A 16,217-nucleotide genomic window follows, 5' to 3' on the forward strand; every position below is an offset into this window, starting at 1 on the left:
AAGAACCATACGCACGGTCAGTGCAGAGAGAGGGAACTAGGCTGAAATTTCCTCCGGATGCCACGTTTGGTTTACCCCTTTGAAGCTGCAGTTTTGAAAATGGATATGAACATTACCTCTATATACAGGTAGTTATCCATGAGTAAGGATATGCCGGGTCATGCCCGTTACCGTCATGCCAATGAGGGCTGTACTCCAATATGGATGAAGCAGCTGAATTAGGGTGGAACCACGAGAGTATACAACACTCGTCCCTTTGCCGGGACGGGTGTTTTTTTGCGTTCCTTTGCAAAAATCGCAGGAACAGCAATAGATAATCCATCCATGATCGTGTATGGACAGAGGTTGAATTTACAGGAGGAATGAGACAAATGGCAGTTAACATTAAACTACCCGATGGTTCGGTTCGTGAGTATGCCGACGGGAGCAGCATTGAAGATGTAGCCGCTTCGATTAGCAGCGGACTTCGCAAAAATGCCGTAGCCGGCAAACTGGATGGGATCGTGGTGGACTTGTCCACGACACTTCATGAGGGAGCATTGGTGGAGATCGTAACACTGGATTCACCAGAAGGTCTGGAAGTAATGCGTCACAGTACAGCTCACTTGCTCGCTCAAGCTGTGAAGCGTTTATACGGAAACAAAGAGGTACATCTCGGTGTTGGCCCTGTCATTGAAGATGGTTTCTATTATGATATGGATCTAGAACAGCCGCTAAATCCCGAAGATCTGCAAAAGATCGAGAAGGAAATGGAACGTATTGTTAATGAGAACTTGCCGATTGTACGTAAGGAAGTTAGCCGCGAGGAAGCGATCAAAATCTTCGAAGAAGTGGGCGATCCTTACAAGCTCGAATTGATTCGTGACTTACCAGAAGACAGTGTTATCACTATTTATGAGCAAGGTGAGTTCTTCGACTTGTGTCGTGGACCACACGTACCATCCACCAGCAAAATCAAAGTATTCAAACTGATGAATGTTGCCGGTGCTTACTGGCGCGGAGATAGCAAAAACAAAATGCTGCAACGTATTTACGGTACAGCTTTTGTGAAAAAAGCACAGCTTGATGAGCATTTGCATTTCCTGGAAGAAGCACGTAAACGGGATCACCGTAAACTGGGTAAGGAGCTCGAAATCTTCACATTCTCCCAACTGGTTGGACAAGGTCTGCCAATCTGGTTGCCTAATGGTGCCAAGCTGCGCCGGACGTTGGAACGTTATATCGTGGATTTGGAAGAGAGCCTCGGATATCAGCATGTGTACACACCAGTGCTTGGTAATGTTGAGTTATACAAAACATCCGGACACTGGGAGCACTATCAGGAAGACATGTTCCCGAAAATGGTTATGGACAATGAGGAACTCGTTCTTCGTCCAATGAACTGTCCTCACCATATGATGGTGTACAAGTCCAGCATGCACAGCTACCGTGATCTGCCGATCCGGATTGCCGAGCTTGGCATGATGCACCGTTACGAAATGTCGGGCGCATTGACAGGTCTGCACCGTGTACGTGCGATGACGCTGAACGACTCTCACATTTTTGCACGCCCGGATCAGATCAAGGAAGAATTTGCACGTGTTATTGAGCTGATTCAAACGGTTTATAAAGATTTCGGCATTCACGATTATCGTTTCCGTCTGTCCTATCGCGATCCTCAGGATACCGAGAAATATTTCCAGAATGACGAGATGTGGGAAATGTCCCAACGCATGCTGCGTGAAGTTGTGGAAGAACTCAACCTTCCATTCTATGAAGCAGAAGGCGAAGCGGCATTCTACGGTCCAAAACTGGACGTTCAGATCAAGACAGCACTGGGCAAAGAAGAGACATTGTCTACCGTTCAATTGGACTTCCTCTTGCCAGAGCGGTTTGAGCTTGAATATGTGGGAGATGATGGGCAGAAACATCGTCCGGTCGTTATCCACCGCGGTGTAATCAGTACGATGGAGCGTTTCACTGCATTCTTGCTGGAGAACTTTGCAGGGGCTCTGCCACTGTGGTTGTCTCCTGTACAGGCGAAGGTTATTCCGGTATCCGGCAACTTCGATGACTATGCACGTGAAGTGGAAGCGAAGTTGAAACGTGCAGGGATCTCTGCTGAAGCTGATCTGCGTAACGAGAAGCTCGGTTATAAAATCCGTGAGGCACAGCTTGAGAAAATGCCTTACATGTTCGTCGTTGGTGAAAATGAACGTAATGCAGAGGGTGTATCTGTGCGGAAACGTGGAGAAGGCGATCTCGGCATGAAACCTTTGGACGAAATTGTAGCCCAGCTCAAAGAAGAGATTACAACAAGACAGGTGTAATCCTGAATTGTTGGTTTTATAATAGAAAACCGTTTGAATCATATTGGAGTAAATCCAATGGTTCAGACGGTTTTTTTGTTGTTTTCAGGTTTTCTAGACATCCGGTTTAGAAGCCATAACGGGGAAAAGTATAGAATTTTTTCATTTTGGAAAACCTTTGCAGTAAGGGGGAGGTTCTATAATGAAAAAGCAATTCTTAATTCAAAAGAAAAACATAAGGTTCATCATCTCTTGCTGTGTAGTGCTCACCGGAGTAGTCTTGAACTGGAATCAGGCAGAAGCGTATACCTTTGAAGAGGAAAATGAAGTCATGTATGTGGAGAATAAGCACAGCGAAATTCCAAATGAGTTTGAGGGTGTATATCCAGAAACAACAGTTTATGAGTACAGTGATCAGGCTCAGCTCACAACGATAGTCTATATGGGTTTTTTATGGTCACCGCAGCCTATTGTCATTCCGCGACCGGAAATTCCGGAGAAGCACATCGCAGTTGACCCATCCATGCCGGTGCTCGCTCCGCGTACAGAACAGGTATTGGACACACATAAGGTGACGGCTACCGGTTACACTGCAGGGGTGGAATCTACCGGAAAAGGTCCAAAACATCCTCAATACGGAATTACGTATTCAGGTGTAAAGGTGCGCCGCGATAAAGAAACGGTCTCAACGATTGCAGCGGATCCGAAGCTGTTCCCACTGGGCTCCATTTTATATATTCCCGGTTACGGTTACGGCATCGTTGCAGACACGGGCTCGGCGATCAAGGGCAATAAAATTGATCTCTATTTCCCTACAACAAAGCAAGTGTATAAAGAATGGGGCAAAAAGGACGTTGAAGTACAGGTTATCAAACAAGGTGCCGGAAAATGCACTGAAAAAATGCTGGAAGAGTTATCCGAAGCCATCGATGTGTACAAATCCGTACCGGATGCATGGCTGGACAAGGCTGTTTAATGTTGAATTTTAATACATGAATAACGTACGCGCACTCGTCACATAATACTCTCTGGGGACGAACCCCGCGTTGCAGACATGCAATGTAAATATGAAGAGAGAGGTGATCGTCGTGGCTAAGAAATCTCAAGGTTCACAAACGCCAAACGAGAAGTACAATGCAGAGTTTGGAGAAGAGAATGCAGCAAGCAAAGTGAAACAATCGCAACAAAACAAAGTGAAGGATAACTTCCAAACACCTGATGAAAAATACAATGCTGAGTTCGGTACTGAGAACACAGGCAAAACTCAAAAGTAAATCACTGCAAAAACACCTTGGAGGATTTCTCCAAGGTGTTTTTAATTTTTACATAAATATCCTTCCGCCTCCGTCTGAAGACCGAGATCAATTCCATCTGCCGCCGCTGTTAACCAACCCTTGTCTGTTGTAAACTGGATACAGAATACAGACAAAGGAGACATGAGCGATGAAACGATCTACGCGGGACCGCTGGTGGGTTGGCATTCCTCTTATTGCGATTGGCGCAATAATATTGTTCAGGCAATTGGGCTATGACATAGATATCGGATACATGTTCAGAACATATTGGCCGTTATTTTTGATTTGGTGGGGTGTAAAAGGTATAACCGAAATTCGGCGCAACGGGAGTCATGCATTGATCGGACCCGCCATTGTACTGGCGATTGGTGGATACTTCTTGGCACGCAATCTGGGATGGATCGATTACTCCATGGGTGAGTTTATACGCTACCTGATACCGGTGATGCTTATTGGTGGGGGATTATTCGTTCTGATCGGACCTCGTCGTCGTGACCGGAAACATCATGACCAAGTACAACCGCCTCCACCACCGGAGCCGCCTTATAAGCCATTGTCCCCTGAGGACCTTGAAATGCCGTCTTCGTTTGACGAACAGTTCGAGAAAACATTTGGCAAACCGAAACAGGAACAAAAGAATGATTCGCATGGCTCATTTTATACAGATAAAGAAGACCATAAATCACACGGACATCAACACCATCATAAACATCAACATCATCAACACAAGCATAAAGGTTTCGGTTCAAATAAAAAGGCATATGGAACATTTGATGACGATGACCACTATGATGATGATCCGAATTATTATGGTGGCCATGGAAATACGATTAACAAATCGGCATTTATCGGTGATATGTATATGGGACAGGAAGTGTTCTCCCTGAAACCGATGAACATTTCGGCATTTATTGGCGATACGGTTATTGATTTGACGAAGGCGCAAATACCTTACGGTGAGACGAAGATTAACATTTCCTCTTTTATCGGGGATGTGAAGGTATTTGTTCCGGAAGATATGGATCTGGGTGTGACTGTGACGACGAACTCGTTTATTGGAGACATGTCGCTGTTAAATCAAAAACGGGGTGGATTTCTAAGCAGTGCTCAGGCTGAAACGGCGCATTATCGGGAAGCAGGAAAAAAAGTACGGATTGTCGTTAGTGTGTTTATTGGAGATGTCAAAGTGAATAAGGTGGGTTAACGCATGATTCGAACGATTCTCAAAGCAAATAAGTGGGAACTGATGATGTATTTTGCGCTGACCGGACTCATTACTTTGGGTGGGTTTTACTTGCTGTACGGGGAAGTGCTGATGGGAACAGGGCGTCAGCGTGCGTGGACCTATGTTGCTGTTGTTCTACTGGCTACCGTAATCACGGGATATATTGCCGCCTTGCGGCTTCAACGCAAGATTGATCTACTGGATCTCAACATGCTGAAAGTGTCCAAAGGCAATCTCTCCGTTCGTATGCCTGAGGCAGATGATGCCTCCTTCGGGCGGGTATATCAGGAATTCAATGTCATGATGGATTCGATTGAGAAAAAAATGAGATTGCTTCAGCGGCTCGGTGAGCAGGAAGTCATTGAGAAGGAACAGGCATCGGAACGCGCCGTGATTGAAGAGCGCAAACGGATGGCAAGAGATTTGCATGATACGGTCAGCCAGCAGCTTTTCGCCATGCATATGTCGGCTTCCTCCTTACCACGTCTGCTTGAGATGAATCCCGAGCATGGCAGCAAAGTGCTGGATCAACTTATTCAGATGTCGCATATCGCACAACGGCAGATGCGCGGGCTTATTGCTCAGCTTCGCCCGGTGGAGTTGGAGGGAAGGAATCTTGGCGAAGCGCTGGATAGCTGGTTCCCGGATTATTGTAGGCAGAATGGTTTAAAAGGAGTGAAAGAGCTGGAACTGGATGGCGGAATTTCCGATGCCATCGAGCACCAGCTGTTTCTTGTTATTCAGGAAGCGGTCGCTAATGTGGTAAAACATGCGGAAGCGGGTCTGGTCAGCCTGTCCATACGAGAGAGTGAACATCAGATCAGCATGAGCATTAGTGATGATGGTCAAGGTTTTTTGCAGCAAGCGGAACGGCCTGGTTCATACGGATTATCAACGATGCGTGAACGGGCAGAGAAACTTGGGGGTCAGGTTCAGATTATATCGAAGCCGGGAGCGGGGACGACGGTGCGGGTATTCATCCCGAAATTCCCGAAAGAACCAGAGGGGGAAACGGAATGAGCGGAAAAGTGAATGTAATGATTGTGGATGATCATGATATGGTGCGGATGGGGTTAAAAACGTATCTTATGTTGGAGCCTACATTTCATGTGATGGGGGAAGCGGGTAACGGACAGGATGCATTGAATCAGCTGCGCAAGCTGGGAGAAAACGATCTGCCTGACCTGATCCTGATGGACCTGATGATGCCGGTGATGAATGGCGCGGAAGCGACACAAGCGATCATGACCGAATTTCCGGGGATGAAAATTGTGATGCTGACCAGTTTTCTGGAGGATGACCTTGTCGTACAAGCGATTGAAGCCGGAGCGGTCAGTTATGTACTGAAGACGGTATCTGCTGAAGAGTTAATCTATGCTCTGCAAGGAGCATACCGAGGTATGCCTGTAATGACAGGCGACGTATCACAGGCATTGACCCGTGGCATCAGGCAGCGCACAGCAAGAGAGAACGAATCCGGACTGACGGAACGAGAAAAGGAAGTGCTTTTACTGATTGCAGAGGGCAAGACCAATAAGGACATCGGGGAAGAACTACATATTAGTATCAAAACCGTCAAAACTCATGTGAGCAATCTGCTGATGAAATGTGAAATGGACGATCGGACACAGCTTGCAATCTACGCTCATCGTCAGGGCTGGGTGAAGAATAAGGGTTAGAATGCAGATTTGGCGGGAAAAATGTTCTATAACAGCGTGCTTTTATCTCCTTTTTAATTGTTTTTAAGGTACGGTTAAGGTTTAAAGTACAAAATAAGGACAGTTAAAGAATATCTCTTGCGAAGAAGAGATTGGGAGGTAGAGAGGCATGGACGAACGTAATTACAGAGCGAACCGTCAAGACGAGGAAAATGAAACTAAACAAGCGGAGAATCGCAATTCATCCGGGACGGACGATTCCTCCTATTATTATTCTTATGGACCTTTTCAGTCCGTGAATCAGGAAGATACAGCAAGTTATAATGGGGAACAAAATCAACGTGAAGAAGGAAATGTAGAGATTACAAGACCTGACCCCGTGAAGCCCGTACCTACTTACTACAGTAATTACAGTAACGAATCATCTGATCAAGCCAATAAGTCATCTAGAGGGGGCGGTAATGGTTCAGGTAACGGAGGAGATCAAGGGAACGGCGGCAAGAACAATGGCAATTGGAATTATAACAACCGTCGGCCACGTTCTTCTGTAAGATCGCTCCTGTTCTCTTTCATCGCCGGGATGCTGGTCATTACAGTGCTGATGTATACAGCGGACAGAACAAACATGTTTACCCCACAGGAAGCGCTGACAAGTGCAGACAATGAAAGCTCCAGTCAGTCATCTCCTCCTACTAACTCAGGCAGCAGCAATAACGTGACAGCGTCATTACTGCCAACGGGCAAAGAGGATGTATCCTCTGTAGTAACGAGTACAAGTCCGGCTGTCGTCAAAATCGAAACACTTGCTAAGCAGTCTACACGCAGCAGCAGCCAGGGTGGTTCTACGATGAGTGATCCATTGTACCAATACTTCTTTGGTAATGGAAGCAATGGCGGAACAGATAGCTACCAAGGCCAAAATCAACAGCAACAAAGCAGCAATCAGTTGGTTCCACTCGGCATTGGATCCGGATTTATTTTTGACAAAGAAGGCTACATCCTGACGAACCAACACGTGGTTCAGGGTGCAGATGTGATTCAGGTAACGTTGGAGAACAACAGCAAACCGTATGAAGCTAAATTGCTGGGAAGCAGCTTCGACCTTGACCTTGCCGTATTGAAAATTGAGAAAAACAGCGGTGATGATGCTTTCCCTGTCGCTCCACTGGGCGATTCTAACAGTACACAAGTTGGTGAATGGCTTGTAGCTATTGGTAACCCGGAAGGTTTTGAACATACAGTTACTGCAGGTGTGTTGAGTGCGAAAGAACGTACGATCAGCATTCCTGATGAAGAAACAGGCAAAACTCGTGAGTATAGCCACTTGTTACAAACGGATGCTTCCATTAATCCTGGTAACTCCGGTGGACCGTTGCTTAACCTCAATGGCGAAGTCATTGGTATGAACGTTGCGGTTAGCGCGGATGCACAGGGCATTGGGTTTGCCATTCCTTCGAGTGTAATCTCGGATGCGGTTAAATATCTGAAAGAAAACAAAGAAGTTCCCAAAGAGCCCGTACCGTTCATTGGTGCATCTCTGATGGCCCTCACTCCTGAAGTGGCTAAACAGATGGGAACGGATATCACTGAAGGTTCAGTTGTAGCCAGCACGATTTATCAATCCCCTGCTTACCAAGCTGACCTGCGTGCTTATGACATCATCACAGGTGCCAATGGTACAGCGTACAACACAAGCCAGGATTTGATTGATTTCATCAAGAAACAGGAAATTGGCAGTGAAGTGACACTGAATGTGGTTCGGGACGGCAAAAAAATGGATGTGAAACTCAAAATCGGCAACAAAAACGATTACGATACTACACAAACGACGGATCAACAACAACAGCAACCTTAATGCCGAATCATGGGTTATAGAATAAGAGGTTTAGAAGAGCGGAAGGGTTCGAGGGCCCTTTCGCTTTTTTTGCACTATATACGTTTGTACTCCATCAAGGGTGGACTTGAAATGCAACAAGGTATTTGGAGAAGATGCAGATTGGGCTTTTGGCTGTTACAATGAGATTAAAACGTTAAGGGATAAAGGAGAAAGACCATGCGCTCAACTATTCTGATTGTTGATGATGATGAAAAAATCGTGTCCATGCTTCGGCGGGGACTTGCTTTTGAAGGATATGATGTACAGACAGCTTCCAATGGGGCGGAGGGCCTCAGTAAGCTGATGGATAAAGAGCCGGATATCGTGGTTCTTGATGTCATGATGCCGCAAATTGACGGGTTTGAAGTATGCCGCAGACTTAGAGAAGCGGGGAGCAAGGTACCCGTGCTGATGCTCACTGCCAAAGATGAAGTACAGAGCCGGGTAATTGGGCTGGATACAGGTGCAGATGATTATCTCGTGAAGCCGTTTGCACTTGAAGAATTGTTGGCTCGTGTCCGTGCCTTACTGCGTCGTAAAGCGGATATAGCGGACACGCCTGATAATCGTCTTATGTATGAGGATATTATTCTGGATAATGATTCTCGTGAGGTGTTGCGTGACGGTCAGCGTCTGGAACTGACTGCCAAGGAGTTCGAATTGCTGAATCTGTTCATGCAAAATCCGAAACGTGTGCTGTCCCGTGATCTGATTATGGATAAAATCTGGGGTTATGATTACAGTGGTGAATCCAATGTGCTCGAAGTGTATATTGCCATGCTCAGACAAAAAACCGAGGAATACGGCGGCAAACGTTTGATCCAGACGATCCGGGGAGCCGGTTATATTTTGAGAGGTGACTCCTGACATGTCCATTCGGTTAAGATTAACCGCGTGGTATTCAGGCATCTTGGCAGCCGTGCTCATTTTTTGGGGAGTTGTGATCTACGCTTTTGTTTATTTTAATACGTATCAAGAAGTGGAACAGCAACTGAAAGATAAAAGTGAACGAATTACGAATCAGATTGGTGTCAATCCGCTGTCACAGTCGCTGGACCTGGACCCTTTTACGGAAAGTCAGCTTCAGGAAGCTCAGATATACATCCAGTTGTGGGATTACCAGAGCAGATCTGGTAAAATCTCAGGCAATATGGAGAAGCTTCAGATTCAATTTCCCGTTGTGAAATCCAATGAGATCCAGAAAAAGCGTGGAATATCCAAGATCTATGTGAATGGGACCCCTTTCTTGGTGAATCAACAGCCCCTGTCTCTTCAGGGAACCAACGAAATAAGGGGGCTCCTTCAAGTCGGCGCCAATGTTAGTTCTCAGGAACGATTGCTGGAAGCTCTGCGAAATATTCTGGTTTTTGGCTGGCTTGTAGCGATGGCACTTGCGATTACTTCGGGTCTGATTCTGGCTCGCAAATCCATGCGTCCGCTCGTCAATGTGATTGATGCCGCCAATCAGATTCAGTCCGGGGATGACCTTAGTGTGCGTATTCAATACACGGGTCCCAAGGATGAGATTGGACGTCTGATTGAAACAGTCAATAATATGCTTGAACGAACAGAACTTTCATTCCGTGGGCTCGAGGAGACGAATAAAGCTCAGCGCAGATTTGTGTCTGATGCCTCGCATGAGCTGCGTACACCGCTGACCACGATCCGTGGCAATGTGGACTTCCTTAAGAAGCTGTGGGATCAGGAGAGCACGGACCGACCGAATTTGGACGAAGAAACGGTTAAACAAATGTCGCTCGAAGCGATAGAGGATATGGCGGATGAAGGCAAACGCATGAGCAGGCTGATTAGTGACATGCTGTCTTTGGCCAGAGCCGATACAGGACAGAAAATCGAACTGAATCCGATCCCGTTGCAAATTTTGGTGCAGGAAGTGGCTCGCAGATCGCAATTCCTTGATCATCAGGCAGACTGGCGTCCAGGGGATCTATCGATTCTGAATGGCATATATGTGAACGGCAGCAAGGACTATTTGCAGCAGATGCTGTTTATTTTTATCGAGAATGCTTTCAAGTACACTCCAGATGGTTCGGTTACGCTTGATGCGATACTTTATAAAGGTCAGGTAGGACTGCGCATCAGTGATACGGGGATCGGAATGGATAGGGATGAAGTTCCGTTTATCTTTGACCGGTTCTATCGGGCGGATGAATCCCGCGGTGCCACACCAGGTATAGGTCTGGGATTATCGATCGCGAAGTGGATCATTGAGGAACACCAAGGATCTGTCGAGGTTGTAACCAGACGTGGAGAAGGAACGACCTTTATCATTTGGTTGCCGGTTGTCTTTGCTCCGCCTATCGAATAAGGTTATAATAGACTGGACTGCAATTACATCGGCTATCTTTGCCGAGAAAGAAAGCGGGTGGCAACCAAGTGGAAGTACTACGAATTTCGCCGCGGGGATATTGTTACGGAGTTGTGGATGCGATGGTGCTCGCGCGCCAGGCGGCACGCAATCTGGACCTACCACGGCCTATTTATATATTGGGTATGATTGTGCATAATCAACATGTGACGGACTCTTTTGAAGATGAGGGCATTATTACACTGGACGGACCGAATCGGATTGATATTTTGAGCCAGGTAGAGACTGGAACAGTGATCTTTACGGCCCATGGTGTATCTCCGGAAGTGCGTAAGATGGCACGTGATAAAGGCCTGACTACAGTGGATGCAACTTGTCCGGATGTAACCAAAACCCATGACCTTATTCGGGAGAAGACGGCTGAAGGATACGACATTATCTATATTGGGAAAAGGAACCATCCAGAGCCTGAAGGTGCGGTTGGTGTTGCACCCAATCATGTTCATCTGATCGAGCAGGAAGAGGAGATTGACGGACTGAACGTACCTCCCGGTAAAATCCTTATTACGAATCAGACAACGATGAGCCAATGGGACATTAAACACATTATGAGCCGTCTTCTGGAGAAGTATCCAGGCGCAGAGATTCATAATGAGATATGCTTGGCTACCCAAGTCCGTCAGGAAGCTGTTGCTGAACAGGCAGGGCAGGCAGATCTGGTCATCGTTGTAGGTGATCCTCGCAGTAATAACTCCAACCGGCTTGCACAAGTATCGGAGGAAATTGCGGGTGTAACGGCATATCGTGTATCAGATGTGGCGGAGATTCAGCAGGAATGGCTGAAAGGTGTGAATAAGGTGGCGGTTACTTCAGGCGCTTCAACGCCAACACCCATCACGAAGGAAGTCATCCTGTATCTGGAGCAGTATGAACATGACAAGCCGGAAACATGGGAAATCAAGCGTACGGTGAATATGAGCAAACTGCTACCTCCTGTAAGGGAAAAGACTCGTACGACGTAAACGAACATTAATATAAGAATCTTGCAGTACAGAGCCGAAATCCGGTGACTGACTGCAGGATTCTTTTTTTTGAGGGGGATAAGAGTCGGCTTGACTGAAAAGGGTGAATATGTTATATTTACTTTAGTGGATAAAAGCTTAAAAGCGAACAAGCGTTTAAGTGAAGAAGAGTTTTGGAGATTAAATCAGACGCGCTTAAGGCGCTCTCATACAAGGAAGGATGGGATTTATAATGATCGTTATTGCAGGTAAAGCTACTCCGGAGGAACATATTCAGGATATCGTCGCTACAATTGAAAAGGAAGGGCTTCAGGTTCATATCTCGCGTGGAGAGGACCGCACCATCATTGGTTTGATTGGTAAAGTAGAGCCGAAAATGGCTGAGCATCTCCGTCAAATGAAAGGTGTGGAGAATGTCGTCAAGATTTCGAAGTCCTACAAATTAGCAAGCCGTGACTTCCATCCTCAAGATACCGTGATCTCCATCAAAGGAGTAGACATTGGCGGGAAAGAACTCGTCGTTATGGGCGGACCTTGTGCGGTTGAATCAGCCGCACAGATTGATGAGATTGCCGGACTGGTTAAGGCTGCCGGTGGACAGGTGCTACGCGGTGGTGCATTTAAGCCACGTACAGGTCCATACAGCTTCCAGGGAACGGGTGTTGAAGGTCTGATCATGATGGCAGAAGCAGGCAAGAAACATGACCTGTTAACCATTACAGAAGTCATGACGCCTGAATATGTGGATATTTGTGCCGAGTACGCAGACATTCTGCAAGTAGGTACACGTAACATGCAGAACTTCGATTTGCTGCGCAAGTTGGGTGAGTGTGGCAAACCGGTATTGCTGAAACGTGGTTTCAGTGCAACTTATGATGAGCTGTTGAATGCGGCGGAATACATTCTTGCGGGTGGCAACCCGAATGTAATGTTGTGTGAGCGTGGTATTCGTACATTCGAATCCTACACACGCAATACGCTCGACCTGTCGGCCATCCCTGTCCTGCAGTCTCTCAGTCATCTGCCAGTCATTTCGGACCCAAGTCATGGTACTGGTCGACGTGAACTGGTTGAACCGATGACGAAGGCTTCTGTTGCTGCTGGTGCTAACGGCCTAATTATCGAAATGCATACGGACCCGGATAACTCCATGACGGGTGACGGCGTGCAGTCTCTGTTCCCTGACCAATTTGCCAACCTGCTTCAGGATCTGGAGAAATTGGCACCAATCGTCGGTAAAACATTCAACACAGCCAAACAACCGGCGGAGTTCTTTCCGGCACGAGTTGGCGTATAACTGATCATCATAATATAGGTAATATATATCATCCGGGCATCTGTCCTGACTCCGTTCAATGAGAATGGGGCTAGGACAAAATGTCCGGTTTTTATGTTATTTGGAGCTTTGAACGCATTTATTAATCATAGGTGATAAGAAACATTTATGATGTAATGTTATTTCCATAATTTAGGGTAAATATACCCCTGCTTTACCGCATTAAACTAGTTAAATGTAGTATATTTACGTTGTTAAGTGAAATCAATAGGTTTATAAAATGTAAGCATAGCTTACATAGTCGCAAAAAATACCTTACATAAGTATTGACGATGTCACATTTGAGATTTTATAATGACGACAGAAAAAAATTCGAATATGGACATTTTCTTAGCGGGGTTGTTTAATGTTCGGAATATTTGGGAGGACGAATACATGTCGGTTGAAAACGTATTGAAATCAATTCAAGAGAACAACATCGAGTGGGTAGATTTTCGTTTTGTAGATTTATCCGGTCGTGCGCACCACATCTCGTTACCAGCTTCGGCAGTTGACGCAGACACTTTTGTAAATGGAGTAGCCTTTGATGGTTCTTCTATTCAAGGTTTCCGCGGAATTGAAGAGTCCGATATGGTTATGATTCCAGATCCTGAAGCGACTTATGTCGATCCGTTCACAGCACACCCTACATTGAATGTTATGTGTGATATCTTCACTCCGGATGGCGAGCGTTATGAGCGTGACCCACGCGGTATCGCAGTCAAAGCGGAAGAGTTCCTAAAAGAAAGCGGAGTAGGTACAGCAGCATTCTTCGCACCTGAATCCGAATTCTTCATCTTCGACGATGTACGTTATGAGAGCGGCACGAACAGCTCTTCCTATTTCGTAGATTCCGAAGAAGCTTCATGGAACACAAACCGCAAGGAAGACGGCGGTAACCTGGGATTCAAAGTTCGCACTAAAGGCGGATATGTTCCTGTAGCTCCAGTGGATACACAACAAGATATTCGTAGTGAAATGTGTCGCATTTTGGAAGAAGCGGGTCTCTCGATCGAGCGTCACCACCATGAAGTGGCGACAGCAGGTCAAGCCGAAATCAACTTCCGTTTTGATACGTTGAAGAAAACAGCAGATAACCTGCTTGTATACAAATACATCGTGCATAACACTGCACGTCAATATGGTAAAGTTGCAACATTCATGCCAAAACCACTGTTTGGTGACAACGGTAGCGGAATGCACGTTCACCAATCCATCTTCGATGGCGATTCCCCATTGTTCTATGACAAAGCGGGATATGCGAACCTGAGCGAAATGGCTTTGCACTACATCGGAGGAATTTTGTACCACGCACCAGCTCTGATTGCTTTGACTAACCCTAGTACGAACTCATTCAAACGTCTCGTACCTGGTTATGAAGCACCGGTTAACCTGGTTTACTCCAAAGGTAACCGTTCGGCAGCAGTACGTATTCCGGTTGCAGCTGTGACACCGAAAGGCTGTCGTATCGAGTTCCGTACACCGGACTCCACAGCTAACCCTTACCTGGCGTTCTCCGCAATGCTGATGGCGGGTCTGGATGGTATCAAACGCAAAATCAACCCTACTGAGCTTGGATATGGTCCGCTCGACAAAAACATCTATGATTTGTCTGATGCAGACAAAGAAAATATCCGCAGTGTGCCAGCTTCCCTGGAAGAAGCGCTTGACGCTCTGGCAGCGGACAACGAATTCTTGACTGAAGGCGGCGTCTTCACGAAAGAATTCATTGAAAACTACATCAACCTCAAACGTGACGAAGCGAAAGCAGTAGCAATTCGTATTCATCCACATGAGTACAGCCTCTACTTCGACTGCTAATCCGGTCGGAACAGAAACTGTTCCCAATGTAAAGCCTCCGGGACTCGCTCTCGGAGGCTTTTCCTTGAATTAAGCGATGTAGTGCATTAACTTTGCAGGGTGATAAAGGAATTTGATAACCCTGATTCGCAGCTTCGGTGCTTATTGCCCTTGAAGCAGATAGAGAATACTGATATCATAGCGATAATATTCACTTCATATGTCAGCTACGGATGGAAAGGGCGGGGGATTTTGTGACAAAGAGAGCGTATAATTTTAATGCAGGACCTGCGGCGTTGCCACTTGAGGTTCTGGAGCGTGCTCAGGCGGAATTTGTTGATTTTCGGAATACAGGGATGTCGATTATGGAGATGTCTCACCGTGGAGCGGTGTATGAATCTGTACATAATGAAGCTCAGGAGCGCTTGTTGTCTCTGCTAGGCAACCCCAAAGGATACAAGGTCCTCTTCCTGCAGGGCGGAGCCAGCACTCAGTTCGCCATGCTGCCGATGAACCTGCTCGGGGAAGGACAGACAGCCAGTTACGTCATGACAGGCAGCTGGGCCAAGAAGGCACTGTCTGAGGCGAAACTGATTGGGGAGACGCAGGTCGCTGCATCTTCCGAAGCGGATAAATATATGAAATTGCCGGATGTGTCGAATCTTAGCTTCCCGGATCGCACAGCTTATGTTCATTTGACGTCTAACGAAACGATTGAGGGAACACAATTCAAGTCATTCCCGGATACTGGTTCAGTTCCACTTATTGCGGACATGTCGAGTGACATCTTCTGCAAACCGTTTGACCTTAATCAATTCGGCATGATCTATGCAGGTGCACAGAAGAACCTGGGCCCATCAGGGATTACGGTTGTTATTGCTCGCGAAAAACTGGTTAGTGAATCTCCTAAAACAATTCCGACTATGCTTCGTTATAGTACACATGTGGACAACAATTCTCTCTATAATACACCACCGTCCTTCTCCGTATACATGGTGAATGAGGTTCTGAAATGGATCGAGGAACAAGGTGGATTGGCTGGAATTGAACAGAAGAACGTGAAGAAAGCAGATTTGCTCTATAATGCCATCGATTCCTCCGGAGACTTCTACCGTGGTTGTGTAGATCCGGCAGATCGTTCCCTGATGAATGTGACCTTCCGCCTGGCTAACGAGGAATTGGAGAAACAGTTTATCAAGGCTTCGGAGCAAGAAGGTTTTGTTGGTCTGAAAGGGCATCGGAGTGTGGGTGGCCTGCGTGCTTCCATTTACAATGCTGCTCCATATGAAAGTGTTAAAGCACTTACGGACTTCATGAGCCACTTCCAGAAGACAAATGGATAAATAACCTGGCAGCGAGTTGTGAATTCAAGCATTCACACTTGTGCTTTACCAGAGCCTTCCACATTG

13 protein-coding genes are annotated in these 16,217 nt (G+C 46.4%); all 13 read left to right on the forward strand.

Annotated elements, in window-relative coordinates; translation table 11 throughout:
- Positions 1 to 371 precede the first annotated feature (371 nt).
- Entirely contained in the window at positions 372 to 2,309 is a 1,938-nt protein-coding gene (thrS, locus tag ACDJ58_RS07755; protein WP_413376885.1) for a threonine--tRNA ligase, read from the forward strand.
- Positions 2,310 to 2,730: 421 nt separating this feature from the next.
- Complete coding sequence (locus tag ACDJ58_RS07760; protein WP_413028025.1) at positions 2,731 to 3,264, forward strand: 3D domain-containing protein; 534 nt, start codon at positions 2,731 to 2,733, stop codon at positions 3,262 to 3,264.
- 112 nt (positions 3,265 to 3,376) lie between these two features.
- A complete protein-coding gene (locus ACDJ58_RS07765) occupies positions 3,377 to 3,562 on the forward strand; it encodes a hypothetical protein (protein WP_379446904.1) in 186 nt (61 codons plus the stop codon).
- Between the two features lie 169 nt (positions 3,563 to 3,731).
- Positions 3,732 to 4,787 carry a cell wall-active antibiotics response protein LiaF gene (liaF, locus tag ACDJ58_RS07770; protein ID WP_413376887.1) on the forward strand — a complete coding sequence of 352 codons (1,056 nt, stop codon included), beginning with the start codon at positions 3,732 to 3,734 and terminating at the stop codon, positions 4,785 to 4,787.
- Between the two features lie 3 nt (positions 4,788 to 4,790).
- Positions 4,791 to 5,828, forward strand: a complete 1,038-nt coding sequence (locus tag ACDJ58_RS07775; protein ID WP_413376889.1) for a histidine kinase — start codon at positions 4,791 to 4,793, stop codon at positions 5,826 to 5,828.
- Positions 5,825 to 6,487 carry a response regulator gene (locus ACDJ58_RS07780; protein ID WP_376032682.1) on the forward strand — a complete coding sequence of 221 codons (663 nt, stop codon included), beginning with the start codon at positions 5,825 to 5,827 and terminating at the stop codon, positions 6,485 to 6,487. The genes ACDJ58_RS07775 and ACDJ58_RS07780 overlap by 4 nt, the downstream gene beginning before the upstream one ends.
- Before the next feature lie 148 nt (positions 6,488 to 6,635).
- Positions 6,636 to 8,321 carry a S1C family serine protease gene (locus ACDJ58_RS07785; RefSeq protein WP_413376891.1) on the forward strand — a complete coding sequence of 562 codons (1,686 nt, stop codon included), beginning with the start codon at positions 6,636 to 6,638 and terminating at the stop codon, positions 8,319 to 8,321.
- A 198-nt stretch (positions 8,322 to 8,519) separates the two neighbouring features.
- On the forward strand, positions 8,520 to 9,209 hold the full coding sequence (locus tag ACDJ58_RS07790) for a response regulator transcription factor (RefSeq protein WP_076289894.1): 690 nt from the start codon (positions 8,520 to 8,522) through the stop codon (positions 9,207 to 9,209).
- A gap of 1 nt (position 9,210) precedes the next feature.
- Complete coding sequence (locus tag ACDJ58_RS07795) at positions 9,211 to 10,671, forward strand: sensor histidine kinase (RefSeq protein WP_063564240.1); 1,461 nt, start codon at positions 9,211 to 9,213, stop codon at positions 10,669 to 10,671.
- Between the two features lie 68 nt (positions 10,672 to 10,739).
- The gene (locus ACDJ58_RS07800) at positions 10,740 to 11,693 is read left to right on the forward strand and encodes a 4-hydroxy-3-methylbut-2-enyl diphosphate reductase (protein ID WP_413376894.1); all 954 of its coding nucleotides are present in this window, start codon (positions 10,740 to 10,742) and stop codon (positions 11,691 to 11,693) included.
- A gap of 232 nt (positions 11,694 to 11,925) precedes the next feature.
- Positions 11,926 to 12,990, forward strand: a complete 1,065-nt coding sequence (aroF, locus tag ACDJ58_RS07805) for a 3-deoxy-7-phosphoheptulonate synthase (protein ID WP_063564242.1) — start codon at positions 11,926 to 11,928, stop codon at positions 12,988 to 12,990.
- Between the two features lie 414 nt (positions 12,991 to 13,404).
- Positions 13,405 to 14,829 carry a type I glutamate--ammonia ligase gene (gene glnA, locus ACDJ58_RS07810; protein WP_413376896.1) on the forward strand — a complete coding sequence of 475 codons (1,425 nt, stop codon included), beginning with the start codon at positions 13,405 to 13,407 and terminating at the stop codon, positions 14,827 to 14,829.
- Between the two features lie 233 nt (positions 14,830 to 15,062).
- Entirely contained in the window at positions 15,063 to 16,151 is a 1,089-nt protein-coding gene (gene serC / locus ACDJ58_RS07815; RefSeq protein WP_413376898.1) for a 3-phosphoserine/phosphohydroxythreonine transaminase, read from the forward strand.
- Positions 16,152 to 16,217: the final 66 nt, after the last annotated feature.

This window comes from Paenibacillus taichungensis (genome assembly GCF_047302525.1).
Taxonomy (GTDB): Bacteria; Bacillota; Bacilli; order Paenibacillales; family Paenibacillaceae; genus Paenibacillus; species Paenibacillus taichungensis_B.

Coding starts and splice junctions, on each gene's coding strand:
- glnA (WP_413376896.1), top strand. CDS start 13,405: ATGTCGGTTGAAAACGTATTGAAATCAATTCAAGAGAACAACATCGAG.
- aroF (WP_063564242.1), top strand. CDS start 11,926: ATGATCGTTATTGCAGGTAAAGCTACTCCGGAGGAACATATTCAGGAT.
- ACDJ58_RS07760 (WP_413028025.1), top strand. CDS start 2,731: ATGGGTTTTTTATGGTCACCGCAGCCTATTGTCATTCCGCGACCGGAA.
- thrS (WP_413376885.1), top strand. CDS start 372: ATGGCAGTTAACATTAAACTACCCGATGGTTCGGTTCGTGAGTATGCC.
- ACDJ58_RS07775 (WP_413376889.1), top strand. CDS start 4,791: ATGATTCGAACGATTCTCAAAGCAAATAAGTGGGAACTGATGATGTAT.
- ACDJ58_RS07780 (WP_376032682.1), top strand. CDS start 5,825: ATGAGCGGAAAAGTGAATGTAATGATTGTGGATGATCATGATATGGTG.
- liaF (WP_413376887.1), top strand. CDS start 3,732: ATGAAACGATCTACGCGGGACCGCTGGTGGGTTGGCATTCCTCTTATT.
- ACDJ58_RS07785 (WP_413376891.1), top strand. CDS start 6,636: ATGGACGAACGTAATTACAGAGCGAACCGTCAAGACGAGGAAAATGAA.
- ACDJ58_RS07790 (WP_076289894.1), top strand. CDS start 8,520: ATGCGCTCAACTATTCTGATTGTTGATGATGATGAAAAAATCGTGTCC.
- ACDJ58_RS07795 (WP_063564240.1), top strand. CDS start 9,211: ATGTCCATTCGGTTAAGATTAACCGCGTGGTATTCAGGCATCTTGGCA.